A 24,063-nucleotide genomic window follows, 5' to 3' on the forward strand; every position below is an offset into this window, starting at 1 on the left:
TGCGCGGCGCGCGGCCGGCGATGCCCAGCCGCTCCGGCCCGCCGACGGCCGCCGGCCGCTGGTCGCTGGTCACCGCCCGCGAGACGGATCCGACGCGCCGCGCGCACGCCCGCGCCGAGTCGTTCCTGGAGCGCCACGGCGTGCTGACCAGGGGCGCGTTGGACACCGAGCGGGTCAGCGGCGGGTTCAGCGGGGTGTACAAGGTGCTGCGGGCGATGGAGGAGTCCGGCCAGATCGTGCGCGGGTACGTGGTGGAGGGGCTGGGGGCCGCCCAGTTCGCGGCCAGGGGCGCGGTCGACCGGCTGCGCGCGCTGTCGCGGACCGACGGGGTCGCGCCGGGCGAGGAGATCGTCGCCAGGGTGCTGGCGGCGGCCGACCCGGCCCAGCCCTACGGCGCCGCGCTGGACTGGCCGGCCCCGGTGGGCGACGGGAAGCACCGCCCGGGACGCAAGGCCGGTGCCCTGGCCGTGCTGGTCGACGGCCGGGCCACGCTCTACGTCGAACGCGGCGGCCGGTCGCTGCTGTCGTTCACCGACGACGAGCCGACGTTGCGGCTGGCCGCCGAGGCGCTGTCCCTGGCGGTCCGCGAGGGCTGGCTCGGTCAGCTCGCCGTCCAGCGCGCCGACGGCGAGACCGCGCTGACGTCGAACCTCGCCGCCATCCTGCGCGACGCCGGCTTCCGCGCCACCCCGAAGGGCCTGCGTCTGCGCGCCTGAGTCAGCGGGGGGTGAGCACGCAGAACTCGTTGCCCTCCGGGTCGGTGAGGGTGCGCCAGGGGTGGGGTCCCGGTTCGGCCGGGGTCGCGCCCAGGGCCGTGAAGCGCTCGACCTCGGCGGCGATCGAACCACCGGGGGTCGGCGCGACGTCGAGGTGGACACGGTTCTTGCCCACGCGCGGGTCGGTGCCGCGCAGGAACTCCAGCCACGGGCCACGGCCGTCCGGGGCGCGCAGCGAGGTCAGCGCGCCGTCGGTGCGCACCACCGGCCAGCCGGTGGCCGCCGACCAGAACTCGGCCAGGGCCGGCGGGTCGGCGGTGTCGACGACGACCGCGGCGACCGCGCCGGCGCGGTGGTACTCGGGGCGGGAGTCCAGCACGCAGAACTCGTTGCCCTCCGGGTCGGCCAGCACGAACCACGGCACGTTGCCCTGGCCGATGTCGACCCGGGTCGCGCCGAGGGACAGCGCCCGGTCGAGGGTGGCCATCTGTTCGTCGGCCGAGCCGCTGGCCAGGTCTAGGTGCAGGCGGTTCTTGACCGTCCTGGCCTCCGGGACCGGCACGAACACCAGGTCCCATCCGCAGCCGTCCTCCGGCGGGGGCACCACGTCGACCTCGCCGGTGGGCTGCTGGTCCATCGGCCAGCCGAGCAGTTCGTGCCAGAAGCCGGCGATCGCGCGCGGATCGCCGGAGTCGACGACCACATTGATCAGTCGCGTGGACATGATCCAACGCTAACCGACGACCCCGACAGTTCCGAGCGACTCAGTGGGTGGCCAGGCGCAGCAGGTGCCACAGCTGCGCGATGCCGGCCCGGTCACCGGCCGGGGTGACCGTGCGGATCGGGCGCCGGCCCCACAGCCACAGGTACATCCCGGTCGGGTCGGTGGTCACGCTGGCGTCGACGCCGTCGATCTCGTCCTCGCCGGCCCGCCACGCCGAGGTGCCGGTCGCGGTCATGCTCGCGATCCAGCGCCGCCGCCCGGCGAGCACGGCGACCTGGCCGTGCCACGAGTTCGTCACGCCGAGCACGCCGAGGCGGTGGGTGAACCACAGCGTCAGCGCCTCGTCGACCCCGTCCAGTGCCACGTCGGCGCCGATGCCGCCGACGGTCATGCCGGCCGCCGCCTGCTGCACGTCGATGCGGTGCACGGTGCTCTCGTGGGCGAGCCGGCGGTACCAGAACCCGTAGGTCTGGTGCAGCGGCCACCAGGTGGTACAGCCCTCCTCCGGGTCGTGCGCCGCCAGCTCCGTGAGGACCGCGCGGTGGCCGGTACGCAGGTAGTCCTCCAGCGACTCGCCGTCCTCGGGGGCCCGCTGCCAGCGGGTCGGCCGGCGTCCGCCGGCGTGCAGCCACGCCACGACCATCCGGTACACGCTGCCGACGTGGCGGACCGTGCCGCCCAGTGTCATCCCCGGCGCGTTCGGCACCGCCAGCCCCGGGTCGGCGCCGCGTGCCGAGGACGCCAGCAGCTCCCCCTCCGCGTCGAGCACCTCGAGCAGGCGGCCGTAGTCGGCCAGCGCCCGTGCGGTCATCGTGAACCGTGGACGGCGCGCTCGACCAGCTCGACGAACTGTCCGGCCTGGCGCACCAGGTCGTCGGCGGAGCGGTCGGTGACCGCGCGGGTGATGCCGGCCTGCACGGAGGCGCGGGTGGCCGAGCAGGACGCGAAGAACGCGGCCCACTCCCGCATCTCCGGGGCGACCGAGGCGAGCAGGGTCCACACGCTCATCGGCCGCGCGTTGGCCCGGTGCGGGCGGCCGCGCAGGGCGAGCAGGGCGGCGGCGGCACGCAGGGCGGCCAGGTAGGACGTGGCGAAGCGCTGGGCGGCGTCGCGGTCGACCTCGGCGTCGGCGAGGCCCCGTTGGGCCTGGGAGAGCAGGGTCAGCGCGGGCTCCGGCACGGTCGACAGGGGGTCCTGGGGGTGATCCCGATGGTCCAGCGTTGTGGTCACCTGACTCCTCCTCGCGGTCCAATGGCGTCACCGAGCGTGACGACCTGCCGTGGGGAAGCCGGCGGCGCTCGGTGGCGAGGCGCTTCCCCCGCCCCACCACCGAGCATTGGTCGAACGTATGTTCGAGCCAGTTCGAGCTTAGCTCCGGGTCCTCCCGGACTCAACCTCGGCGGGGATTTACCGGGATTTTCGGCGGCGACCCGGCCCACATCTGTGCTGTCATGTGCCCATGACCTCTCTGGACCACCCCGCCATCAGCACGATCTCCGCCACCCTGCGCGAGGCGGGACTCATCGCCGCCGCCGACGGCATCCGTGTCCTCGACGACGACGTGCGCACCGCGGCGACCGCGGCGGAGGCGGTCGGGGTGCCGGTCGGGGCGATCGCCAACAGCCTCGTGTTCCGCGCTACCGACGGTGACCGGGAGTTCCCGCTGCTGGCGTTGACCTCCGGCGCGCACCGCGCCGACACCGCGCTGCTGGCCGAGCTGGCCGGGGCGAGCACGGTCGGCCGCGCCGACCCGGCGTTCGTGCGCGAGCACACCGGACAGGCCATCGGCGGGGTCGCCCCGGTCGGCCACCCGCGCCCGATCCGCACCCTGGTCGACCGTGACCTGGAACGCCACGAGGTCGTGTGGGCCGCGGCCGGTCACCCGAAGGCGGTGTTTCCCACCACGTACGCCGACCTGGTGGCGCTGACGGGGGGCGTGCCGGCGGACGTCGCGGGCAAGGAGGAGAATCGCGTGTCGTGACGGCGGTGCCACCTCGGGTCGAACGCTTCGTCGACCTCAGCCAGGACGACTTGCGGGCCCGGCTACCCGAGGCGTTGTCGCTCTACGTCACCGCCATGCGCTATCCGGCGGGCACCGCCGAGCAGCGCGCGCCGATGTGGCTGGCCCACATGCTGCGCGTCGGCTGGCGCTGTGTGGCCGCCCTCGACCAGAACGACACCATGATCGGCATCGCCTACGGGTACCGGGGCGCGGCCGGCCAGTGGTGGCACGAGCAGGTGCGCCGGGGCGTCGTCGAACGCACCGGCGTCGAGGCGGCCAACCACTGGCTGGACGACTACTTCGAGCTGACCGAGGTCCACGTGCGGCCCACCGCCCAGGGCCGGGGCGTCGGCGAGGCGCTGCTGCGCCGCCTGCTGGCCAGGGTGCCGGCCGGCAAGGTGCTGCTGTCCACCCCGGAGGGCCCCTCGCGCGCCTGGCGCCTCTACCACCGCCTCGGCTTCGCCGACGTCCTGCGCGACTACCGGTTCACCGGCGACCCCCGGCCCTTCGGCGTCCTCGGGCGCACCCTGCCCCTCGACGAGGAGCGGTGACGCCTCAGGCGAGGTGCTCGCGCAGCGTGTCCAGGCCCATCGGGCCCATCCGCAGCGCGCGCATGTGGAAGTCCTTGAGGTCGAAGCCGGGGCGGGCCCTGGCCTCGTCCCGCGCCGAGAGCCACAGCCGCTCGCCCAGCTTGTAGGCGGGGGCCTGGCCCGGCCAGCCGAGGTAGCGGTCGATCTCGTCGCGGACCAGGGCGTGCTCGGTGATGGTGCGGGTCAGCATGAACTCCAGGCCCAGCTCGGGGGTCCAGCGCTCGCCCTCGTGGAAGCCGGTGCCGCGCGGGATCTCCAGCTTGAGGTGCATGCCGATGTCGATGATCACCCGCGCCGCGCGGTAGAGGTTCTCGTTGAGCATGCCGAGCAGGTTGCCGTCGTCGGACAGGTAGCCGTACTCGCGCATCAGCCGCTCCGCGTACAGCGCCCAGCCCTCGCCGTAGGCGGGCACCCAGGCCAGCATCCGCTGGAACCGGTTGAGCCGGTCGGCGCTGTACTGCGCGGTCGCGATCTGCAGGTGGTGGCCGGGCACGCCCTCGTGGTAGACGGTGCTGACCTCGCGCCAGGTGGAGAACTCGTCCTTGTCCGGCGGCAGCGACCACCACATCGCTCCCGGCCGGCCGAAGTCCTCCGACGGCTGGGTGTAGTAGGCGCCGGTGCCGCCGCCGGGCGGCGCGATCCGGCAGTCCAGGCGCATGATCGGGTCCGGGATCTCGAAGTGCGTGCCGCGCAGGTCGGCCAGCGCCCCGTCGGACAGCTCCTGCATCCACTCGCGGAACGCGGCGCGGCCGGCGACCCGGTAGCGCGGGTCGCCGTCCAGCACGTGCGCGGCCTCGGGGATCGACGCGCCGTGCCGGATCCGGTGCGCCACCTCCTTCATCTCGGCCTCGATCCGCAGGAACTCCGCCCAGCCCCACTCGTAGGACTCCCGCAGGTCGACCCGCGCGCCGAGGTAGCGCCGCGAGAACAGGCCGTAGACCTCCTCGCCGACGGCGTCCTCGGCCGGCGCCTTGGCCAGCAGTTCCTCGGTGAGGAACACCGCGAGGTCGCCGTAGGCCTGGTTGGCTGCCTCCGCGCCGGCCGCCAGCTCACCGCGCAGCGACTCCGGGCCGTCCTCGACGAACGAGGTGAAGAACGACGGCTGCGCGCCGAGGCCGATCCAGGTCGAGCACTGCTCGGCGACGATCCTGACCTGGCGGGCGGCGGCGACCCTGCCGCTGGCCGCGGCGTGCCGCAGGCCGTCGCGGTAGCTGGCCATCGCGGCCGGCAGCGCCGCGAGCCGGCGGGCGATGGTGTGCCAGGCCTCGTCGGAGTCGGTCGGCATCAGGTCGAAGGTCTGCCGGATCTCCTGCGCGGGGCTGGCGATCACGTTCAGGTCGCCGGTCAGCAGACCGGCCTCGTACACCTCGATCTCCACCCCGAGCCGCTCGGTGAACACCGACTTCGCGACGCGTTCCCCGTCGTCGGCCGGCTCCAGCGCGGACACCTCGCGCAGGGCACCGGCCATCAGCGCGGTGCGCGCCGCCCGCCCCGACTCGGACAGGTCGGGCAACTGGTCGTCGTAGTCGGTGACGCCCAGCGCGGTGGCGTCCAGCGGCTCCAGCCGCAGATAACTGTCCACATAGGAGTCGCAGGCGCGGTGTACCGGGGTGTGCATGGTTCGGACGCTACCCCCTGGCAGGATGTCCCGGTGCACAACGCCGGTCGACACCGTCTCCGTCGAGTGATCGGGCTCGTTGTCCTGTTCGGGGTCCTGACCGTGTCACTCACCGGCTGCCTGCGACTGCACGCCGCTCTGGCCGTCTCCCAGGACGACCTGATCAGCGGTGAGATCGTGGTCGCGGCCCTGCCGTCCGGCCCGGAGGACAAGGGACCGGAGCTGACGATCCGGCCGGAGCTGACCGATCGGGTGAGCACCGAGCCCTACTCCGCCGACGGCTACGTCGGCCAGAAGGTCACCTTCGACAACCTGCGCTTCGCCGACTTCAGCCTGCTGACCGAGACCATCTCCACCGCCAAGCAGTACCGGATGTCCTTCCGCCGCTCCGGCGGGCTGGTGTCGCTGGCCGGCTCGATCGACCTCACCCGGGTGCCGGCCGACCGCGCCGACGTGCAGGTCAAGATCGCCCTGCCGGGCGGGGTCTCCCGCACCAACGGCGACAACACCGACGGCACGATCACCTGGACGCCCAAGCCGGGCGCGGTCACCGAGTTCAGCGCCACCACCCAGTACAGCGGCGAGGAGGGCCTGAGCTGGGCCCAGTGGGTCGCGGCCGTCGGCGGCGGCGCGGTGGTCGTCGCCCTGCTCGTGGTGCTGCTGGCGCTGTTCACCCACCGCCGCACGCTGCGCGCCGAACGTCTCCAGGCCGCCGCCGCCAGGCGTTAGCCGACGGCGCTGGCCGGCGGGGCGCTGGGCACCAGGCCGAGCCGGTCGACCATCTCCTTGGTCGCCTTCGCCCGGTTGAACGTGTAGAAGTGCAGGCCGGGCACGCCCTCGGCGAGCAGCCGCTCGGACACCTCGGCGGTCACGTCCATGCCCATGGCGCGGAACGCGGCCGGGTCGTCGGCCAGCGGCTCCAGCCGGTCGGCGATCGAGGCCGGCACCGGCGCACCGGACAGCTCCACCGTCTTGGACAGGATCTTCGGCGTGGTCAGCGGCATCACACCGGGCAGCAGCAGCGCGTCACAACCGCGCGCGGCGACCCGGTCCCGCATCCGCAGGAAGTCCTCGGCCTCGAAGAACAGCTGGGCGATCGCGAAGTCGGCGCCGGCGGCCAGCTTGCGCACCAGGTACTCGGTGTCGGTGTCCAGGTCCGCCGAGCGCGGGTGGCCGTAGGGGAAGGCCGAGACGCCGACGCAGAAGTCCCCCAGCTCACGCACCAGGCGCACCAGGTCCTCGGCGTACTCCAAGCCCTCCGGGTGCCTGACCCACTCGCCCATCACGTCGCCCGGCGGGTCGCCGCGCAGCGCCAGCACGTTGCGAATACCCAGCGAGGCGTACCAGCCGATCACGTTGCGCAGTTCGGCGACCGAGTGGTCGACGGCGGTCAGATGGGCCATCGAGACCAGCGTCGTCTCCTTGACCACACGGCCGGTCGTGCGGATCGTGCGGTCCCGGTTGGAACCGCCGGCGCCGTAGGTCACCGAGACGAAGGCCGGGTCCAGACCCTCCAGCGAGCGGATGGCGTTCCACAGTCGCCGCTCGTCCGCGTCGTCGCGTGGGGGCATGAACTCGACGGAGAACACCGGTCGGTCACCCGGGATCCGCTCCACCACCGAAGTCATGAACCCAGGGTAGTGAGGTCACGTGAGGTGTGACCAGGATCCCGACCGAGGCCCAGTGGACCCCCGCTGGTATGCCGGTGGGGACGACCCCGCACCATGGTCGCCGTGCCGACCACCGACCAGTCCATCGACGCCGCGGTGCACCTCCACGTCGAGGACGTGCTGGCCGCCTACCTGTCCGAGCGGCGCTCCGAACTGCCAGAACTGGCCGCCACGTTCGCCAGGGCCGTCGATCACCTCACCGACTTCGCCCTGCGCGGCGGCAAGCGGCTGCGCCCGACGTTCGCCTGGTGGGGGTGGCGGGCGGCCGGCGGCGACGCCGACGGCCCGCTGGCGCGGACCGTGCTGCGCACGGTCAGCGCCCTGGAGCTGATCCAGGCGTGCGCGCTGGTCCACGACGACATCATGGACGCCTCCGAACTGCGCCGGGGCCACCCGACGGTGCACGTGCGGTTCACCGAGGCGCACCGGGCCGGCGGCTGGCTGGGCGAGCCGGAGCGGTTCGGCGCGGCCGCCGCGATCCTGCTCGGCGACCTGGCGCTGGCCTGGGCCGACGACCTGTTCGAGAGCGCCGCGCTGGAGCCGGCGATGCGCGCGGCGGCCCGCGAGCCGTGGCAGGCGATGCGCGCGGAGATGTTCGCCGGGCAGTACCTGGACGTGCTGGCCCAGGCCGAGGGTGACGAGTCGCAGGAGCGGGCGCTGGGCGTGGCCCGGCTCAAGACCGCCGCCTACACCGTCGAGCGGCCGCTGCACCTCGGCGTCGCGCTCGCCGGGGCCGACCAGGGCGTCGTGGACGCCGTGCGGGCCTTCGGCACCGACCTGGGCGTGGCCTTCCAGCTGCGCGACGACGTACTCGGTGTCTACGGCGACACCGAGGTGACCGGCAAGCCGGCCGGCGACGACCTGCGCGAGGGCAAGCGGACGCTGCTGGTGGCCATCGGCCTGGCCTACGCCGAGCGCGACGGCCGGCACGCCGACGCGCAGCTGCTGCGCGGCGCCCTCGGCGACCCCGACCTGACGCCGCGGACCATCGAGCAGGTGCGTGAGCTGATGGTCGAGGTCGGCGCGGTGGCCGAGCTGGAGCGGCGGATCGAGCGGCTGACCAGCTCCGCGCTGGCCGCCCTCGACACCGCCGGGCTGGCCGAGCCGGGCGTGACCAGGCTCGCCGAGCTGGCCGTGACGGCGACCCGACGGGACCGCTGAACGTGCGGACCGTCACCGGGCCCACCGACCGGGTCGTGGTCGTCGGGGCGGGGCTGGCCGGGCTGTCGGCGGCGCTGCACCTGCTGGGCGCCGGCCGGGAGGTCACCGTCGTGGAGCGGGCGGCCGGACCCGGCGGGCGCGCGGCCACCGAGCGGTGGGGCGGCTACCGCATCGACACCGGCGCCTCCGTGCTGACCATGCCCGAGCTGATCGACGAGGCGTTCGCCGCGGTCGGCACCTCGCTGGCCGACCGGGTCCACCTGACCCGCCTGGACCCCGCCTACCGCGCGCACTTCGCCGACGGCACCAGCCTGGCGGTGCGGTCGGACGCCGAGGCCATGGCCCAGGAGGTGCGTGCCTTCGCCGGCCCGCGTGAGGCCGCCGGCTACCTGAGGCTGCGTGACTGGCTGACCGAGCTGTACCGGTTGCAGCGCGACACGTTCATCGGCGCGAACTTCGACTCGCCGTGGGGCATCGTCTCCCCGCAGCTGGCCAGGCTGGCCGCGATCGGCGGGTTCGGTCGGCTCGGCCCGACCGTCGGCCGGTTCCTGCGTGACGAGCGGCTGCGCCGGGTGTTCTCCTTCCAGTCCCTCTACGCCGGCCTCGCCCCGGCCAAGGCGCTGGCCGCCTACGGCGTGATCGCCTACATGGACACCGTCGCCGGGGTGTGGTTCCCGCGCGGCGGGGTCGGCGCGGTCGCGCGGGCCATGGCCGACGCGGCGACCGGCGCCGGCGCGGCCATCCACTACGGCACCGGCGCGGCCTGGCTGGAACGCACCGGCCGGCGGATCAGCGCGGTGCGCACCAGCAGCGGCGAGCGGATCCCCTGCGACGCCGTCGTGCTCACCCCCGACCTGCCGGTCAGCTACCGCCTGCTCGGCGGCGCGCCGCGACGCCCGGTGCGGCCGCGCTGGTCGCCTTCGGCGGTCGTGCTGCACGCCGGCCTGACCCGCACCTGGCCGGCGCTGGACCACCACACGGTGTTCTTCGGCCGCGCCTGGCGGCGCACCTTCGACGAGATCCTGGCTCGCGGCCAGCTGATGAGCGACCCGTCGCTGCTGGTGACCCGGCCGACGGCGACCGACCCGTCGCTGGCGCCGGCCGGCCGCCAGCTGGTGTCGGTGCTCGCGCCGTGCCCGAACACCGAGGTCGGCCGGATCGACTGGGCCAGGGTCGGCCCCGCCTACCGGGCCGAGCTGGGCAGAGTCCTGGACGAGCGCGGGTTGACCGGGTTCGACGACGCGGTGGAGATCCAGCACCTGGTCACGCCGGCCGACTGGGAGGCCGCCGGGCTCGCCGCCGGCACCCCGTTCTCGCTGGCGCACACCTTCCGCCAGACCGGTCCGTTCCGGCCGCGCAACCTGGTCAGCGGGGTCGACAACGTGGTGCTCGCCGGCTGCGGCACCACCCCGGGGGTCGGCGTGCCGCCGGTGCTGGTCTCGGGGCGGCTGGCCGCGGCCAGGGTCACCGGTCCACCGGTCCGTCAGCGGACCGTCAGGCCGGTTGCGCTCACGCCGGTTCACTGAACTGGGATACTCCCTGGCGAGTGTGGCGCCGACAGCCGCCACGGTGGAGCCCGATGGGGAGGCACCATGCGATCACGACCAGGCCGGTCCAGGCTCGTGGGTCTGGTGGCCGGGGTGGTCCTGCTGGTCGCCGGGTGCACGAGCGGGGTGGCCGGCACCCCGACGGCCGTCGACATCGGACCGCTGACCACCGCCGAGGCCACCGCGCAGTCGCTGGTGAACTTCGCCGAGTCCGGGGCGGTGCACTACACCGGCAACCTCAACGCCGGCGACGGCGCCCCGGTCACCGTGGACGTGCACGCGCTGCCCACCGGTGAGGTGTTCGGCTCGATCTCGGTCAACAGCCTGCCGGCGACGATCACCGCGCTGGGCACCAACCTCTACCTCAAGGGCGACGCCGCGTTCTGGAACGGCATGGCCGCCCGGTTCGGGGTCGCCGACGGCAGCGGTGGCGGCGGCGCGCTGGCCGGGCGCTGGGTCAAGCTGCCGACCTCGCTCATCGGCATCGAGTTCACCCAGGTCTTCACCCCCGACCTGGTCAGCCAGGCCGCCGGCCAGGTCGTCGAGTCCGACAGCGCCACCCCGCTGGAGCGCAACCCGAAGGAGACCGTCGCCGGGGTCCCCGCCTACGTGGTGACCGTCGAGGGCGGCACGGTCCACCTGGCGGTCGACGCGCCGCACGGGCCGCTGCGCTTCGCGCTCGACCAGATCGGCGGCTCCGGCAACACCGCCGTGCGCGACGCCGTGCTGGACGTGGTGGACGTGTCCGCGCAGGCGCTGACCCACTACCAGAACCTCGCCAAGCGGGCGTCCACCGAGCTGACCACCGCCGTTGACGCGCTGACCGGCATCGACCAGGGCAAACACCGCTTCGACTCGTGTGGCGCGAGCAGCTGCACGCTGGTCGTGGACATCCGCAACACCGGCAAGTCGGCGGTGCGGGTGCACCTGCGGGCCACCTGGACCGGCGACGACCAGCCGCTGGGCAGCTGCGAGTCGAAGACCAAGCCGGTCGCGCCAGGCAAGGGCTCGTCGGTCAGCTGCAAGCTCACCTCGCCGCAGTGGGTGAGCTTCTACCAGCGCGCCAACGACGTGCCGGGCACCCATCCCTACGGCGCGCAGTGGACGGCGCTGGTGCTGGCCGAGCCGCCGGACCTGGGCGAGCTGACGCTCTCGGCGAGCGCCACCCCGGCCGACACCGACACCGACAACACCGAGGGCACCCAGGCGGTCTACGTGATCAACCACGGCACCACGCCGTGGAAGTACGGCGTGGTGCCGACCCGGTACTGGCGTGACCACACCGCCGCCCAGCTGCGCGGCTGCCTGGTGGCGACCACGTCGGCGTGCTCGGCGTCGCTGGTGACCACCACCGACGGCGCCGCGTCGGCGCAGGCGCTGGTCACCGCCCTGGTCAACACGTTCCGGTCGGAGAACGACGCGTGCCCGGTGGGCCAGTGGGTCAGCTGCACACCCGCCGGTTAGCCGGGCCGCCGGCCACCGCGCTCGCCGCCGCCTACCGCGAGTGCCGCCGGATCAACGCCCGCCACGGCCGCACCTACTTCCTCGCCACCCGGCTGTTGCCGGCCGACCGCCGCCCGGCCGTGCACGCGCTGTACGGCTTCGCCCGGCTGGCCGACGAGATCGTCGACGCCGCCGGTGTGCCCGACCCGGCCGGCGCGCTCACCGCCCTGGAACAGGCGCTCGACCAGGCGCTGGCCGGCGGCCCGGCCGGCCACCCGGTCTTGCTGGCGCTGGCCGACACCGTCGAGCGCCACCGCATCGACCCGGCCCTGTTCACCGAGTTCCTGGCGTCCATGCGGATGGACCTGACGGTCACCGACTACCCCTCGCTGGCCGACCTGGCCGGGTACATGTACGGCTCGGCCGGCGTGATCGGGTTGCAGCTGCTGCCGGTGCTGGGCACCGTCGGGCCGGCCGAGCGGGCCGCGCCGGCCGCCGCCGCGCTGGGCGAGGCGTTCCAGCTGACGAACTTCCTGCGTGACGTCGGCGAGGACCTCGACCGGGGGCGGGTGTACCTGCCGGCCCAGGAGCTGGCCGCGTTCGGCGTGGACCGGGCGCGCCTGGAGTGGGCGCACCGCACCGGTCGGCACGACCCGGCGCTGCGGCGCGCGCTGGCGCACCTGGTGTCCTACACGCACGCGGTCTACCGGCGTGCCGAACCGGGGATCGCCTTGCTGCGCAAGGAGTCCCGGCCGTGCGTCCGGGTGGCGTACACGCTCTACCGGCGGATCCTGGACGAGATCGTCGACAACGACTACGCCGTCCTGAGCCGTCGGGTCGTCGTGCCGACCCACCGGCGGCTGGGGATCGCGCTGCCCGGTCTGGTCAGCGCCTACGCCAGCCGCGCACCGGTCACAACGCGAGCGCCTGCGCGCGGCGCTTGACCTCACGTCCGCCGGTCGCGCGCAGGGCGTCGATCGGCCGGCCGGGGAGGGTGTCGTCCGCGGTGAACAGCCAGCGGACCATCTCCTCCTGCGTGAAGCCGGCGTCGGCCAGCACGGTGATGGTGCCGGGAAGGCCCTTGACGATCGCGCCGTCCTCGGTGAGGAAGGCGGCCGGGACGCGCAGTACGCCGTCGCGGCGGACCGCGACGAGGTGACCGTCACGCAACGCCTGCCTGACCTTGGTGACCGGCAGGTCGAGCCGCTGCGCCACGTCGGGCAGCGTCAGCACCTCAACCTGCGGATCGAGTACGTCGTCTGAGGAAGGTGTCGCACTCACACCGTCCACGATGCCACACCGCGCGACGGCGTGCCGCGACGTTTTCCGCGCGGCTTCGCCCACGGCCCGCGCGCGGAGTTGTCGGCCGGCCGGTTACGGAATGGGCGGCTTCGCCACGACCGCACGGCCGCGTCATTACCATCACGGTCGTGGACGAAAGGGGACTCGGGCTGATCGGCGCGCTGCTCGAGCAGCGATACCGGGTGGACGCGCTGCTGGCCCGTGGCGGGATGTCGTCGGTGTACCGGGGGCTGGACACCAGACTCGACCGCCGGGTCGCGATCAAGGTCATGGACGCCCGGTTCGCCGACGACCAGACCTTCGTCGACCGCTTCGAGCGGGAGGCCCGGTCGGCGGCCAAGATCCACCACCCCAACGTCGTCGCCGTGCACGACCAGGGCGTCGACCACCACCCCGGCGGCGACCTGGTCTACCTGGTGATGGAGCTGGTCGACGGCGGCACGCTGCGTGACCTGCTCACCGCGCGCGGCGGGGCCATCGACCTGCCGCTGGCGTTCGCGATCGTCGAGCCGGTGGTCTCGGCGCTGGCCGCCGCGCACCGGGCCGGGCTGGTGCACCGCGACGTCAAGCCGGAGAACGTGCTGATCGGCCACGAGGGCGAGCACGGCACCACGGTCAAGGTCGGCGACTTCGGCCTGGTCAGGGCGGTGGCCAGCGCGGGGACGACCAGTTCCAGCATCATCCTCGGCACGGTCGCCTACCTCTCGCCCGAGCAGGTCACCACCGGCAACGCCACCTCGCGCGGCGACGTGTACTCGGCCGGCATCCTGCTCTACGAGATGCTCACCGGCGTCACGCCCTACACCGGCGACAACCCGCTGTCGATCGCCTACCGGCACGTGAACGACGACGTGCCGGCGCCCGCGCTGACCGTCCCCGGCCTGCCGCCGGCGCTGGACGAGCTGGTGGTGCGGGCCACCCGGCGCGACCCGGCGGCCCGCCCGGCCGACGGCGCCGCGTTCCTCGCCGAGCTCCAGGCCCTGCGCGCCCACCTGGGCATTCCCCGGGTCGGTGTCCCGGTTCCCGAGCCGACGCTGGCCGACCGCACGGTCCCGGTCAGCCCGGTGGAGGTGGAGCGGGCCCGGTCGTGGACCCCGCCTCCCAGCTCCGACGCGATGACCTCGGACGCCACCTCCGACGGCGGCGTGCTGGAGATCGCCGACGCGACCAGGCCGGCGACCCCGGTGCCGGCGCTGCCGGCCGCCAACGCGACGATCGTGCGCCAGATCCCGGCCGGTTTCCAGGCCGCCGGGCCGCAGGGCACCCGCGCGATGCTGCGCGCCGACCTCGACCAGCTCTCCGCCCAGGAGCTCGGCCCGCCGAGCCTGGGCACCCCGCCCCCGCAGCTGCCCCCACCGCACCTGTCGGGGCCGATGATGATGCCGCCGCCGCCCCGCCCGCCGGTGAACCGGCGCGGCCGGATCGTGCTGTGGAGCCTGGTGTCGGTGCTGGTGGTGGCGCTGGTGTCGACCGGGACGTGGTGGTTCGTCGACGGCCGGTGGAGCACCGTGCCGGAGGTGACCGGGCTGGACCTGGTCACGGCGCAGGAGAAGCTGGCCGACAGCGACCTGAGGGCCGAGGTGGAACGGGTCCCGGACAACACGGTCGAGGCCGGGGTGGCCCTGCGCACCGAGCCGGCCAGCGGCAACGACGTGCTGCGCGGCGAGCCGGTGCGGCTGATCGTGTCCTCCGGCCGCCCGAAGGTGCCCGACGTGCGGGAGGGCGCGACCCTGGCCGAGGCGCAGGACGCCGTGCGCGCCGCCCACCTCAACCCGGCGACCGACGACGGCATCAACGAGTACCACGACTCGGTGGACAAGGGCCGGGTCATCCGCCTCGACCCGGCCGGCGGCACCCCGATGAACCTCAACGAGCGGGTGGAGATCGTGGTCAGCAAGGGCCCGGAGCCCCGGCCGGTTCCCGACCTGCGCGGCAAGTCCCACGACGAGGCGTTCGCCGAGCTTCAGGCCCTCGGTTTCGAGCCGGTCGACCTGGAGCCGCAGTACGACGCCGCGGTCCCCGGCGGCTACGTGATCGGCACCGACCCGGCGGCCGGGACGGTGCTGGAGGTCGGCCAGAAGGTCGGGGTGGTGGCGTCGAACTCGATCACCGTCCCGGACCTGGGCGGCAAGTCCGCCGACGAGGCCACCAGCATCGTCGCGGGCCTTGGCCTGCAGCTCCAGGTCCAGGAGATCGGCGGACGCAACCGCGTCCTCGGCCAGAACCCGGCGGCGTCGAGCAACGTCCCGCCCGGCTCGGTGATCATCGTCATCACGACGATCTGACGGGGCCCGTAACCAGCCGTTGACCAGGTACGTGAGGCGGGCGGCGGCCCCGATACCCTAGGCGCGTGAACTGGACCGTGGACGTCCCGGTGGACACCCTTCCCGAACTGCCTCCGCTGCCGCAGGAGATGCGGGCGCGGCTGGACGAGGCGCTCTCGCGCGGCGCCGCGCAGCAGCCGGAGTGGCCGGACGCCGACCAGGTGCGGCAGGTACGCACCGTGCTGGAGAGCGTCCCGCCGATCACCGTGCCCACCGAGATCGACCGGCTGAGCGGCAAGCTCGCCGAGGTCGCGCGCGGCGAGGCGTTCCTGCTCCAGGGCGGCGACTGCGCCGAGACGTTCGTGGACAACACCGAGCCGCACATCCGGGGCAACATCCGCACCCTGTTGCAGATGGCCATCGTGCTGACCTACGGGGCGAGCCTGCCGGTGGTGAAGGTCGGGCGGATCGCCGGGCAGTACGCCAAGCCGCGCTCCAACAAGACCGACGCGCTCGGCCTGCCGGTCTACCGGGGCGACATCATCAACTCGCTGGTGCCCACCCCCGAGGCCAGGGTGCCCGACCCGGGCCGGATGATCCGCGCCTACGCCAACGCCGGCGCCGCGATGAACCTGATGCGCGCGCTGACCGCCGCCGGCATGGCCGACCTGACCAAGGTGCACGAGTGGAACAAGGACTTCGTGCGCAACTCGGCGGCCGGTGAGCGCTACGAGGCGCTGGCCACCGAGATCGACCGTGGCCTGCGGTTCATGTCGGCCTGCGGCGTCGAGGACTACTCGCTGCACACCACCGAGATCTTCGCCAGCCACGAGGCGCTGCTGCTCGACTACGAGCGGGCGCTGCTGCGGCTGGACACCCGCAACGACCCGCGCCTCTACGACCTGTCGGCGCACTTCCTGTGGATCGGGGAGCGCACCCGCCAGCTCGACGGCGCGCACATCGCGTTCGCCGAGCTGCTGTCGAACCCGATCGGCGTGAAGATCGGGCCGACGACCACCCCGGAGATGGCCGTCGAGTACGTCGAGCGGCTCGACCCGCACAACACCCCGGGCCGGCTGACGCTGATCAGCCGCATGGGCAACGGCAAGGTCCGCGACGCGCTGCCGCCGATCGTGGAGAAGGTCACCGCCTCCGGCCACCAGGTCATCTGGCAGTGCGACCCGATGCACGGCAACACCCACGAGTCGTCGACCGGCTACAAGACCCGCCACTTCGACCGGATCGTCGACGAGGTGCAGGGCTTCTTCGAGGTGCACCGGCGGATCGGCACCCACCCCGGCGGCATCCACGTCGAGCTGACCGGCGAGGACGTCACCGAGTGCCTCGGCGGCGCCCAGGACATCTCCGACGCCGACCTCAACAGCCGCTACGAGACCGCCTGCGACCCTCGGTTGAACACCCAGCAGAGCCTGGAGCTGGCGTTCCTGGTCGCGGAGATGCTCCGCAACTGAGTCACACCGCCGGCCGGTCGGCCGTCCACGGGTGCGCCCGTTCGAGCTGACCGGCCAGCGACAGCAGCCGATGCTCGCTGCGTGCCGGCCCGACCAGCTGCACGCCGACCGGCAGGTTGCGCTCGTCGCGGCTCACCGGGACGGCGGCGGCCGGGTAGCCCACGACGTTCCACAGCGGGTAGTAGGCGATCGGGTTGGTCAGCGCGCCGAGGGTGTGCACCGCGCCGGCACCGTGCCAGCGGCCGATGCCGGGCTGCCGCGCGGTCCAGCCGGGGGCCAGCAGCACGTCGTAGGAGCCGAAGAACTCCCGCAGCTTCGCGTCCAGGGTCGCCTCGGCGGCCAGGGTCCTGGCGAGCACACCGTCGGGGATGCGCCGGCCCATCGCGGCGGCCCGCCGGGTGCGCGGCTCCAGCCACTCCGGGTGCGGCAGGGTGGCGACGTCGTCGGAGACGCCACGCAGGAAACGGGTCAGGAACTGGGGGCTCGGGCTCAGGCCAAGCGGCGGGTCGGCCTCGGTGACCTCGTGGCCCAGCGCCCGCAGCCGCTGCGCGGTCTCCAGCACGGCCTGCCGGCGCAGCGGCTCGACACCGGGCCGCCGGCCCAGCGGCGCGTACCAGGACAGCGCGATCCGCAGCGGCTCCGGGTCGGTGCGGGCGGCGTCGCGGTAGAAGCCGCCGGCGTGGTCCTCGTCGGCGACGACGTCGAGCATGGCGGCCGCGTCGGCCACCCGCCGGCCAAGCGGGCCGAGGACCGACAGGCCGTGCCAGTGCCCGTTGCCGGGGTCGGGGCCCATGTCGACCAGGCCCCGGGTGGTCTTGAGCCCGAAGATGCCGCAGAAGTTCGCCGGGATGCGGATCGAGCCGCCGCCGTCGGTGCCGGTGGCCAGGCCCACGATCCCGGCGGCGACCGCGCCGGCCGACCCGCCGGAGGAGCCGCCGGTGGTGTGGTCGGGGTTCCACGGGTTGCGGGTGGCGCCGTGGGCGAGGGTCTCGGTGAACGGCCACAGCCCCCGGTCGGGCATCTGGGTGTGCCCGACGATCACCGCCCCGGCCGCGCGCAGCTTGGCGACGGCCGGGGAGTCCGCCTCGGCCGGCGGGAACTGGGCCCGCCCGCCCCGCGCGGACACCTCACCGGCGATGTCGGTGTCGTCCTTGACCGCGACCGGCACGCCGAGCAGCGGCGTGCGCTCCCCCGCGTCGAGCCGGGCCTGGGCCCGCTCGGCCGCGTCCCGCGCGGTGTCCGGGTACAGCTCGCGGAACAGGTTGAGCCGCGGGTTCACCTCTCCCGCGCGGCGCAGGACGGCCTCCAGCAGCGCGGGCGCCGAGACCGTGCCGTCACGCAACGCCTGCGCCTGCGCGTCGGCACCGGCCCACAGCAGCTCGTCGGAATCCATGGCGCCAAACCCTAGCGGGGCTCGCTCACCCGAAGAAGACCTCGGCCTCGGCGTAGCGCTCCAGGGGGACGGTCTTGAGTTCGGCGGTGGCCTCGGCGAGCTTGACCCGCACGATGTCGGTGCCGCGCAGCGCCACCATCACCCCGAAGTCGCCGTCCTGGACGGCGTCCACGGCGTGCAGGCCGAACCGGGTGGCGAGCACGCGGTCGTAGGCGGTGGGGGTGCCGCCGCGCTGCACGTGGCCGAGCACGACCGCGCGGGACTCCTTGCCGGTGCGCTCGGCGATCTCCTCGGCCAGCCACGTGCCGATGCCGCCGAGCCGCACGTGCCCGAAGGCGTCCTTCTCACCGGTGAGCAGCCGCTCCTTGCCACCCTCGGGCAACGCACCCTCGGCGACCACGATGATCGGCGCGTACTCGCGCTCGAAGCGCCGCTTCACCCACTCGACGACCTGGTCGACGGAGAACTCGCGCTCCGGCACCAGGATCACGTTCGCGCCGCCGGCCAGGCCGGAGTGCAGCGCGATCCAGCCGGCGTGGCGGCCCATGACCTCCACGACCAGCGCCCGGTGGTGGGACTCGGCGGTGGTCCGCAGGCGGTCGATGGCCTCGGTGGCGATGTGCACGGCGGTGTCGAAGCCGAAGGTGTAGTCGGTGGCGCCGAGGTCGTTGTCGATGGTCTTCGGCACGCCGACCACGCCGATGCCGTCGTCGGTGAGCCGCTTGGCGACCCCGAGGGTGTCCTCGCCGCCGATGGCGACCAGGGCGTCGACGCCGTGTTCGGCGAGCGTGGCCCTGATCCGGTCGACCCCGCCCTCGACCCGGTACGGGTTGGTGCGCGACGAGCCGAGGATCGTGCCGCCCCTGGTCAGGATGTCCTCGACGTCGTTGAGCCCGATCGGCTTGACCAGGCCCTCGATCGGCCCGAGCCACCCGTTGCGGAACCCGACGGTCTCCCAACCGTGGGCCTCGATCCCCTTTCGGACAACGGCCCTGATGACCGCGTTGAGTCCTGGACAGTCACCACCACCGGTGAGCAAGCCGACGCGCATGTGCTGATCCTCCATCCGGCTGGTTGAGCAGAAGGCGTACCCGCGTTCTCAGCGCGTAGCCTTTCACCAACTGGATCGGTGCAGCAACCAGGTCCGCCTAACGGCCGGCGAACCCCCGGCGAACCCACTCCGCCTCGATCACCTTCCACCGGGCGAGGTTGTGCCGGGCGTCGGCCAGTGCGTCGTGCGCGTCCTTGGGCGGGGTGGGCAGCACCGGTTTGCCCACGTCCTCCCACCGCTGGCGCAGCTCCCTGGTGAACCGGGGCAGCTCGCGCGGCAGGGCCGGCATGTCGCCCCACAGCTGGGCGAGCGCGACGTGGTCGTAGGCGGCGAACCAGGCCCACAGCTCGACCCGGTCACGACCCCGGTTGAGGAACTTCAGCAGCCGCTCGCGCATGGTCCGCCGGTCGCACCACGCCGGGTCGGCCGGCGAGGGCAGCTTGTCCAGGACGTTGTCGCGCACCCACTGCCCGGCTCTGGCCGGGTCGAACTCGGTGGACACGGCGTAGAACTCGCGTCCCTGTTCGTCGACGACACCGATCGACACCAGGTCGATGGTCGTTCCGTCCTCGATGAACTCCGTGTCATAGAAGAACCGCACCGGAAGAACTTAGGCCCGGGCTCAGCCGGCCTCGGTCTCGGGGATGCGGTCGGCCTCGCGGGCCGCGCGCCGCTGCTGGGTCGGCAGTTCCGCCGGCCGGCCGTCCTGCTCGGCGGTCTGGAGTTCCTTGGCCTTGGCGGCGTACATGTCGACGTACTCCTGGCCGGAGAGCTCCATCAGCGCGTACATGATCTCGTCGGTGATCGACCGCTCGACGAACCGGTCGCCGGACAGGCCCTCGTAGCGGGAGAAGTCCAGCGGCTCGCCGATCCGGATCCTGATCTTGTGCGGGCGCCACATCCTCGAGCCGATGGGGTTGGCCTTGTCGGTGTCGAACATGGCGACCGGAATGACCTTGACGCCCGATTCGAGCACCATGCGCGCCAGGCCCGTCTTGCCCTTGTAGAGACGGCCGTCGGGCGAGCGGGTGCCCTCGGGGTAGATGCCGAGCAGGTGACCCTCACGCAACAGGCGGATACCGGTGTCCAACGCGGCCTGGGCGGCGGCGCCACCCGATCGGTCGATGGGGATCTGCCCCATCCCGGTGAAGAACCACTTCTTGAGCCGCCCCTTGATCCCCGGCTGGGTGAAGTACTCCAGTTTGGCCGGGAACGTGACCCGACGCCGGAGCATCAGAGGCAGGAAGAACGAGTCGGCGACCGCGAGGTGGTTGCTGGCGAGCATCGCACCGCCGGTGGCGGGAACGTTCTCCTCGCCCTCGACCTCGGGCCGGAAGAACAGCCGCAGCAGTGGTCCGATAAACACGTGCTTCATCCACCAGTACACCGCTACCCGTGCCTCCTGTGTCTCCTGGTCGTCCGACGAGCGTACGAAGGGGTTGCGGAGGACACAATGCTCTGCCACCCGATTGTCGGAACATGTAACAGTAAACAAGCGGGGGTGGATCGGGGCACACCCGTTCCAGTTCGTGCGACGATGGCCACATCACCTGCACGTGCCTGACCAAGGAGGCCCAGGTGGCCGACCGGCCCGAGGATGTCGACGCCGCGTTCGCGGAGATCGTGGCTGGGCTCGAACGCGAGGGTGTCGGCCGGATGCCGGACCCGGACGACCCGGAGCCCGGCACCGGCGGCACGGCCCTGGCCGACGACCCGCCGGGCGAGCGCACCGCCGACGGGCCTGGTCACCGTGCCGGCGACCAGGCAACCGACCAGCCGACCGAGGAGACACCGAGGCCGGCGGGCCCGCCGCCGACCGCCTGGCGCGGCTCGGACACCGAGTTCGACTGGTCCTGGGGCACCGACGAGGAGCACTACGTCCCGCCGGAGCCGCCGCCGCTGCCCCGGCTGCGCCCGATGACGATCATCGCGCTGGTGCTGATCGCGGTGGCGATCGTGCTGCTGTTCGTGCCGGGGGTGATCGGCCTGTCGGCCAGGGTCGGCACGCCGATCGCGCTGATCGCGCTCACCGGCGGCGGTGTGCTGCTGATGCTGCGGGTACGCAAGACGCCACGCCACTTCGACGAGGGCGAACGCGACGACGGCGCCCAACTCTGAGCGATCCTCCGGTCACCGCTGGTCGGCGGCCAGGGTCGCCGCCCCGACCAGGGCGGCGTCGTCGCCGAGCTGGGCGGTGCGGATGCGCGCCAGCGGCCGGTAGCCGGCGCCGGTGATCCGCTTCTTGTAGTGCTCGCGGGCGTCGTCGAGGAACAGCGTCGCCGACTCCGACACCCCGCCGGCGATCACCACGATCTCCGGGTCGTAGATGTCGGCGGCCAGCGCCAGGCCCTCACCGAGCCAGGTCGCCAGCTCACCCATCGCCAGCTGGGCCAGCGGGTCACCGTCCTTGGCGGCGGCGGCGACCTTGCGCCCGGTGACCGCCCGCTTGTCCCCGGCGACCTCCCGGTCCAGCACGGTCGAGCGGCCGGGGTGGCGGGCGAGCAGCTCCACGGCCGTGGTCGCCAGGGCGGTGCCGCTGCAGTAACGCTCCCAGCAGCCGTTCTTGCCGCACGGGCAGGGCCGCCCGCCCGGCACCAGCGACAGGTGCCCCAGCTCGGGGGCCACGCCGTAGGCGCCCCGGAAGACCTTCCCGTCCAGCAGCAGACCGCCGCCGATGCCGGTGCCGATGGCCACCAGCAGGGCGACCCCGGCGCCGCGCGCGGCCCCGAAGCGGTGCTCGGCGAACACGGCGGCGTTGGCGTCGTGCTCCAGGACCACGGGCAGCCCCAGCCGCTCGGAGATCCGGTCGGCCACCGGCGTCTCCCGCCACGCCAGATGCGGGGCGAACATCACCGAGCGCCGGTCGGTCGCCACGAACCCGGCCACGGCCAGCCCGACGGCGCTCACCCGGTGCCGCGCCGCCAGCGTCCCCACGGCCGTGGCGATCGCCTCCTCCAGCGCCGCCTCCCCGGTCGGCGTCGGCGCCCGGGCCGTGTCCAGCACGGTCCCGTACCGGTCGACCACCCCGGCACGCACACTGGTCCCACCGATATCGACCCCGATGGTCGTCTCAACCCTCACGGTGCTCCTGGTCGCTCCCGTTCCTGCGCTGGCCGCTCCGGAACTCCCGCCCCCGGGGTGGCCCGCCGCACGGGAATCCGCTGGACCCTGGGCCGGTCGCCCTGGGGTCTCGGCTCGGCCGGGGTGAAGCCGGGCATGTGGGGCTCGTCGTCGGGGTCCCAGCGGTCGGCCAGGACGGCGCGCAGCAGCGCCACCAGGTCGGCGGCGTGGTCCAGACCCCGGGCGGCCAGCTGGTTGGGCTCGCCCCTGACCAGGGCGACCACCGCGCACACCGGGCACCAGCCGCAGTCCGCACCGGAGGCCGCGGCCCGGTCCAGCCACGGGCCGGCCCGGTCGGCGACGGCGTCCAGCAGCAGCGTCAGCTCCTCCACCAGGCGGGTACCCGCCTCGGCGCGGTCGGTCACGCCAGCCCTCCTGACGTGTCGGCCGGGTCGGCCTCGAACCGCAGGACCAGCCCGTCGCCGTCGGCGGTGGCGTCGACGACGGTGTGCCGGCGCAGCATCACCGGCAGCGACACCAGCCGGCGCACCCCGTCGACGGTGACCGCCAACTCGTCGCCGACCCTGGCCAGTTCCAGCGCGCTGGTGTCGGTCAGCGGCAGCGCGATCCCCAGCTCGTGCACGGACTCGGAGACCGTGCGGATGGTCAGCAGCGGACGCGCCGGTCCGCCGGTGAACGGCACCGCCAGCGGGTCGGCCTCGCCGTACAGCTCGCCGGCCAGCTCCAGCAGCGGGCCGGTGCCGACCGGTTCGACCGGCCGGTGCTCGACCAGGTGCACCGGCAGGGTCGTCGAGGTGCCCAGCTCGGCGAGCACGCGGTCCTGCTCGGCCCGCCGGGTGCGCAGCCAGCTCGCCGCCGGCCCGCGCCACCGGCTCGCCCGGGGCACCAGCCGGTTGGCGATCAGGCCGTCGACCTGGATGCCGCGCAGGGCCAGCGCGGCGAGCGTGCGGCGGGTCTCGGCGACCACCAGCCGCTCGGGCGTGAGCACCACCCGCACGCTGGTCACCTCGGGGTCCACCAGCAGCTCACGCAGCCCGTCGAGGTGCTCGGCGAGCCGGATCGCCGCGGCGGCCGTCGACCGCGACGCCAGCCGGGCCGGGCCGCGCAGCCGCTCGACGTAGCCGGCGACGGCCTCCGGCAGGGCCAGCAGCCGCAGGGTCTCGGCGGTCGGGCCGCAGTCGACGACCACGACCTCCCAGGGGCCGGCGCGGGCCAGGCGGGCGACCTCCGAGAGCGCCACCAGCTCGTCGACGCCGGGCAGCACGGTCAGCTCGGCGGCGTCCAACTCGTCGATCCCGGCGCCGGCCAGTGCGACCCGCAGCTGGCGGCGGATCTCCTGCCAGGACCGGTCGACCAGGCCGCGCGCGTCGACGTGCGCCGCGTACAGACAGGTGTCCACCTCGGACGGTTCGCCGGTGAGCGGGCGGTCGAAGGCGTCGCCGAGGGAGTGCGCGGGGTCGGCCGAGCAGACCAGGACCTTGTGTCCCTCGACGGCCAGCCGGGCGGCCGTCGCCGCGGCAAGGGTGGTCTTGCCGACTCCCCCCTTGCCGGTGAACAGCAGGATCCGCGCACGCCCCACCCGGTGGCTCCTAGGAGCCCTCGGCCCGGCGCTTGAGCTCCTTGAGCGCGATGTCCATGATCATCTTCTCGGCCTTGCGGCGGAACAGGCCGATCATCGGCACCGCCAGCTGCACGGCCAGCGTGTAGGTCACCCTGGTCGAGTCGCCGTCCGGGGTGAGCAGGTAGCGGCCGTTCTGCGAGCGCTGCATCTGGCCCTTGACCAGCGTCCAGCTCACCGACAACCCGTCGTCGGCCCAGTCGTAGGCCAGCGTGTACACGTCCTTGAACGGCCCGGCGTCGAGGGTGAACCGCACCTGGTTGGCCCGACCGTCCGGCCCGTCCTCCAGCACCTCGGTCTGCTTCACCGCGTTGGCCCATTCCGGGTACGCGGGGAAGTCCGCGATCACCGCCATGATCTCCGCGGGTGGCGCGTCGACCACGATGGACTGGGTGGACTCATCGGCCATGC

At 73.6% G+C, this 24,063-nt stretch carries 25 protein-coding genes; 11 read left to right on the plus strand and 14 right to left on the minus strand.

Annotated features, from left to right (window positions below; genetic code table 11):
* The coding region (locus BLA60_RS21705) for an Lhr family helicase (RefSeq protein ID WP_425427077.1) at positions 1–716 on the plus strand (716 nt) is incomplete at its 5' end.
* Between the two features lies 1 nt (position 717).
* On the opposite strand, the gene BLA60_RS21710 is transcribed toward BLA60_RS21705, so the two are convergent.
* From BLA60_RS21710 to BLA60_RS21720, 3 genes are read right to left on the minus strand one after another with little or no spacing between them, the layout of a single operon-like run.
* Positions 718–1,440 carry a VOC family protein gene (locus tag BLA60_RS21710; protein ID WP_075134801.1) on the minus strand — a complete coding sequence of 241 codons (723 nt, stop codon included), beginning with the start codon at positions 1,438–1,440 and terminating at the stop codon, positions 718–720.
* A 40-nt stretch (positions 1,441–1,480) separates the two neighbouring features.
* Positions 1,481–2,251, minus strand: a complete 771-nt coding sequence (locus tag BLA60_RS21715) for a maleylpyruvate isomerase N-terminal domain-containing protein (protein ID WP_075134802.1) — start codon at positions 2,249–2,251, stop codon at positions 1,481–1,483.
* Complete coding sequence (locus tag BLA60_RS21720) at positions 2,248–2,670, minus strand: SAV_6107 family HEPN domain-containing protein (RefSeq protein ID WP_075134803.1); 423 nt, start codon at positions 2,668–2,670, stop codon at positions 2,248–2,250. The genes BLA60_RS21715 and BLA60_RS21720 overlap by 4 nt, the downstream gene beginning before the upstream one ends.
* A gap of 229 nt (positions 2,671–2,899) precedes the next feature.
* Here BLA60_RS21720 and BLA60_RS21725 point away from each other — a divergent pair, with 229 nt between their 5' ends.
* Positions 2,900–3,421, plus strand: coding sequence for a YbaK/EbsC family protein (locus BLA60_RS21725; RefSeq protein ID WP_075134804.1), 522 nt, complete (start codon positions 2,900–2,902; stop codon positions 3,419–3,421).
* Positions 3,418–3,993 carry a GNAT family N-acetyltransferase gene (locus tag BLA60_RS21730; protein WP_075134805.1) on the plus strand — a complete coding sequence of 192 codons (576 nt, stop codon included), beginning with the start codon at positions 3,418–3,420 and terminating at the stop codon, positions 3,991–3,993. The genes BLA60_RS21725 and BLA60_RS21730 overlap by 4 nt, the downstream gene beginning before the upstream one ends.
* A 4-nt stretch (positions 3,994–3,997) precedes the next feature.
* Here the strand turns inward: BLA60_RS21730 and BLA60_RS21735 are convergent, their stop codons facing one another.
* Positions 3,998–5,650 carry a DUF885 domain-containing protein gene (locus tag BLA60_RS21735; protein ID WP_075134806.1) on the minus strand — a complete coding sequence of 551 codons (1,653 nt, stop codon included), beginning with the start codon at positions 5,648–5,650 and terminating at the stop codon, positions 3,998–4,000.
* Between the two features lie 66 nt (positions 5,651–5,716).
* Here BLA60_RS21735 and BLA60_RS21740 point away from each other — a divergent pair, with 66 nt between their 5' ends.
* The gene (locus BLA60_RS21740; protein WP_075134807.1) at positions 5,717–6,379 is read left to right on the plus strand and encodes a DUF3153 domain-containing protein; all 663 of its coding nucleotides are present in this window, start codon (positions 5,717–5,719) and stop codon (positions 6,377–6,379) included.
* On the opposite strand, the gene BLA60_RS21745 is transcribed toward BLA60_RS21740, so the two are convergent.
* Positions 6,376–7,278 (minus strand): methylenetetrahydrofolate reductase, encoded by a 903-nt coding sequence (locus BLA60_RS21745; RefSeq protein ID WP_075134808.1) that lies wholly within the window; start codon positions 7,276–7,278, stop codon positions 6,376–6,378. The two genes, BLA60_RS21740 and BLA60_RS21745, sit on opposite strands and share 4 nt — an antisense overlap.
* Positions 7,279–7,374: 96 nt before the next feature.
* Here BLA60_RS21745 and BLA60_RS21750 point away from each other — a divergent pair, with 96 nt between their 5' ends.
* The 4 genes from BLA60_RS21750 to BLA60_RS21765 all read left to right on the plus strand — a co-directional run bounded on the left by BLA60_RS21750 (position 7,375) and on the right by BLA60_RS21765 (position 12,415).
* Positions 7,375–8,481, plus strand: coding sequence for a polyprenyl synthetase family protein (locus BLA60_RS21750; protein ID WP_075134809.1), 1,107 nt, complete (start codon positions 7,375–7,377; stop codon positions 8,479–8,481).
* A 2-nt stretch (positions 8,482–8,483) separates the two neighbouring features.
* The gene (gene crtI / locus BLA60_RS21755) at positions 8,484–10,007 is read left to right on the plus strand and encodes a phytoene desaturase family protein (RefSeq protein ID WP_075134810.1); all 1,524 of its coding nucleotides are present in this window, start codon (positions 8,484–8,486) and stop codon (positions 10,005–10,007) included.
* A 66-nt stretch (positions 10,008–10,073) separates the two neighbouring features.
* Positions 10,074–11,492 carry a hypothetical protein gene (locus tag BLA60_RS21760; protein WP_154814508.1) on the plus strand — a complete coding sequence of 473 codons (1,419 nt, stop codon included), beginning with the start codon at positions 10,074–10,076 and terminating at the stop codon, positions 11,490–11,492.
* Positions 11,465–12,415, plus strand: coding sequence for a phytoene/squalene synthase family protein (locus tag BLA60_RS21765; protein WP_245812085.1), 951 nt, complete (start codon positions 11,465–11,467; stop codon positions 12,413–12,415). Before BLA60_RS21760 ends, BLA60_RS21765 begins: the two co-directional genes overlap by 28 nt.
* Here the strand turns inward: BLA60_RS21765 and BLA60_RS21770 are convergent.
* Positions 12,384–12,752, minus strand: a complete 369-nt coding sequence (locus BLA60_RS21770) for an Rv2175c family DNA-binding protein (protein ID WP_075135012.1) — start codon at positions 12,750–12,752, stop codon at positions 12,384–12,386. The two genes, BLA60_RS21765 and BLA60_RS21770, sit on opposite strands and share 32 nt — an antisense overlap.
* 149 nt (positions 12,753–12,901) lie before the next feature.
* On the opposite strand from BLA60_RS21770, the gene BLA60_RS21775 reads away from it, so the two are divergent.
* Together BLA60_RS21775 and BLA60_RS21780 are read left to right on the plus strand one after the other, a co-directional pair.
* Positions 12,902–15,058 carry a Stk1 family PASTA domain-containing Ser/Thr kinase gene (locus BLA60_RS21775; RefSeq protein ID WP_075134812.1) on the plus strand — a complete coding sequence of 719 codons (2,157 nt, stop codon included), beginning with the start codon at positions 12,902–12,904 and terminating at the stop codon, positions 15,056–15,058.
* Between the two features lie 65 nt (positions 15,059–15,123).
* The gene (locus BLA60_RS21780; RefSeq protein WP_075134813.1) at positions 15,124–16,509 is read left to right on the plus strand and encodes a class II 3-deoxy-7-phosphoheptulonate synthase; all 1,386 of its coding nucleotides are present in this window, start codon (positions 15,124–15,126) and stop codon (positions 16,507–16,509) included.
* Between the two features lies 1 nt (position 16,510).
* Here the strand turns inward: BLA60_RS21780 and BLA60_RS21785 are convergent, their stop codons facing one another.
* From BLA60_RS21785 to BLA60_RS21800, 4 genes are all read right to left on the minus strand, one after another.
* Complete coding sequence (locus BLA60_RS21785; RefSeq protein WP_075134814.1) at positions 16,511–17,902, minus strand: amidase family protein; 1,392 nt, start codon at positions 17,900–17,902, stop codon at positions 16,511–16,513.
* Between the two features lie 25 nt (positions 17,903–17,927).
* Positions 17,928–18,953 carry a 6-phosphofructokinase gene (locus BLA60_RS21790; RefSeq protein ID WP_075134815.1) on the minus strand — a complete coding sequence of 342 codons (1,026 nt, stop codon included), beginning with the start codon at positions 18,951–18,953 and terminating at the stop codon, positions 17,928–17,930.
* A gap of 97 nt (positions 18,954–19,050) precedes the next feature.
* Positions 19,051–19,554: a polyadenylate-specific 3'-exoribonuclease AS gene (locus BLA60_RS21795; protein WP_075134816.1), complete on the minus strand. Its 504-nt coding sequence runs from the start codon at positions 19,552–19,554 to the stop codon at positions 19,051–19,053.
* Between the two features lie 21 nt (positions 19,555–19,575).
* Positions 19,576–20,328 carry a lysophospholipid acyltransferase family protein gene (locus BLA60_RS21800; protein WP_075135013.1) on the minus strand — a complete coding sequence of 251 codons (753 nt, stop codon included), beginning with the start codon at positions 20,326–20,328 and terminating at the stop codon, positions 19,576–19,578.
* Positions 20,329–20,531: 203 nt separating this feature from the next.
* On the opposite strand from BLA60_RS21800, the gene BLA60_RS21805 reads away from it, so the two are divergent.
* Complete coding sequence (locus BLA60_RS21805) at positions 20,532–21,071, plus strand: hypothetical protein (RefSeq protein ID WP_245812086.1); 540 nt, start codon at positions 20,532–20,534, stop codon at positions 21,069–21,071.
* Between the two features lie 12 nt (positions 21,072–21,083).
* Here BLA60_RS21805 and BLA60_RS21810 read toward each other — a convergent pair whose 3' ends face one another.
* From BLA60_RS21810 to BLA60_RS21825, 4 genes are read right to left on the minus strand one after another with little or no spacing between them, the layout of a single operon-like run.
* Positions 21,084–22,034: an ROK family protein gene (locus BLA60_RS21810; RefSeq protein ID WP_170108408.1), complete on the minus strand. Its 951-nt coding sequence runs from the start codon at positions 22,032–22,034 to the stop codon at positions 21,084–21,086.
* Positions 22,031–22,438 (minus strand): hypothetical protein, encoded by a 408-nt coding sequence (locus tag BLA60_RS21815; protein ID WP_075134818.1) that lies wholly within the window; start codon positions 22,436–22,438, stop codon positions 22,031–22,033. Before BLA60_RS21815 ends, BLA60_RS21810 begins: the two co-directional genes overlap by 4 nt.
* On the minus strand, positions 22,435–23,613 hold the full coding sequence (locus BLA60_RS21820; RefSeq protein WP_075134819.1) for an ArsA family ATPase: 1,179 nt from the start codon (positions 23,611–23,613) through the stop codon (positions 22,435–22,437). The genes BLA60_RS21815 and BLA60_RS21820 overlap by 4 nt, the downstream gene beginning before the upstream one ends.
* Positions 23,614–23,623: 10 nt before the next feature.
* Positions 23,624–24,061, minus strand: coding sequence for an SRPBCC family protein (locus tag BLA60_RS21825; protein ID WP_075134820.1), 438 nt, complete (start codon positions 24,059–24,061; stop codon positions 23,624–23,626).
* Between the last annotated feature and the right edge of the window lie 2 nt (positions 24,062–24,063).

The organism is Actinophytocola xinjiangensis (genome assembly GCF_001921215.1).
GTDB classification, from domain to species: Bacteria; Actinomycetota; Actinomycetes; order Mycobacteriales; family Pseudonocardiaceae; genus Actinophytocola; species Actinophytocola xinjiangensis.

Bases quoted from the DNA above. Each gene is read 5' to 3' on its own strand.
- BLA60_RS21710 (WP_075134801.1), bottom strand. From the start codon at position 1,440: ATGTCCACGCGACTGATCAATGTGGTCGTCGACTCCGGCGATCCGCGC.
- BLA60_RS21715 (WP_075134802.1), bottom strand. From the start codon at position 2,251: ATGACCGCACGGGCGCTGGCCGACTACGGCCGCCTGCTCGAGGTGCTC.
- BLA60_RS21725 (WP_075134804.1), top strand. From the start codon at position 2,900: ATGACCTCTCTGGACCACCCCGCCATCAGCACGATCTCCGCCACCCTG.
- BLA60_RS21735 (WP_075134806.1), bottom strand. From the start codon at position 5,650: ATGCACACCCCGGTACACCGCGCCTGCGACTCCTATGTGGACAGTTAT.
- BLA60_RS21745 (WP_075134808.1), bottom strand. From the start codon at position 7,278: ATGACTTCGGTGGTGGAGCGGATCCCGGGTGACCGACCGGTGTTCTCC.
- BLA60_RS21750 (WP_075134809.1), top strand. From the start codon at position 7,375: ATGGTCGCCGTGCCGACCACCGACCAGTCCATCGACGCCGCGGTGCAC.
- BLA60_RS21760 (WP_154814508.1), top strand. From the start codon at position 10,074: ATGCGATCACGACCAGGCCGGTCCAGGCTCGTGGGTCTGGTGGCCGGG.
- BLA60_RS21785 (WP_075134814.1), bottom strand. From the start codon at position 17,902: ATGGATTCCGACGAGCTGCTGTGGGCCGGTGCCGACGCGCAGGCGCAG.
- BLA60_RS21790 (WP_075134815.1), bottom strand. From the start codon at position 18,953: ATGCGCGTCGGCTTGCTCACCGGTGGTGGTGACTGTCCAGGACTCAAC.
- BLA60_RS21800 (WP_075135013.1), bottom strand. From the start codon at position 20,328: ATGAAGCACGTGTTTATCGGACCACTGCTGCGGCTGTTCTTCCGGCCC.
- BLA60_RS21825 (WP_075134820.1), bottom strand. From the start codon at position 24,061: ATGGCCGATGAGTCCACCCAGTCCATCGTGGTCGACGCGCCACCCGCG.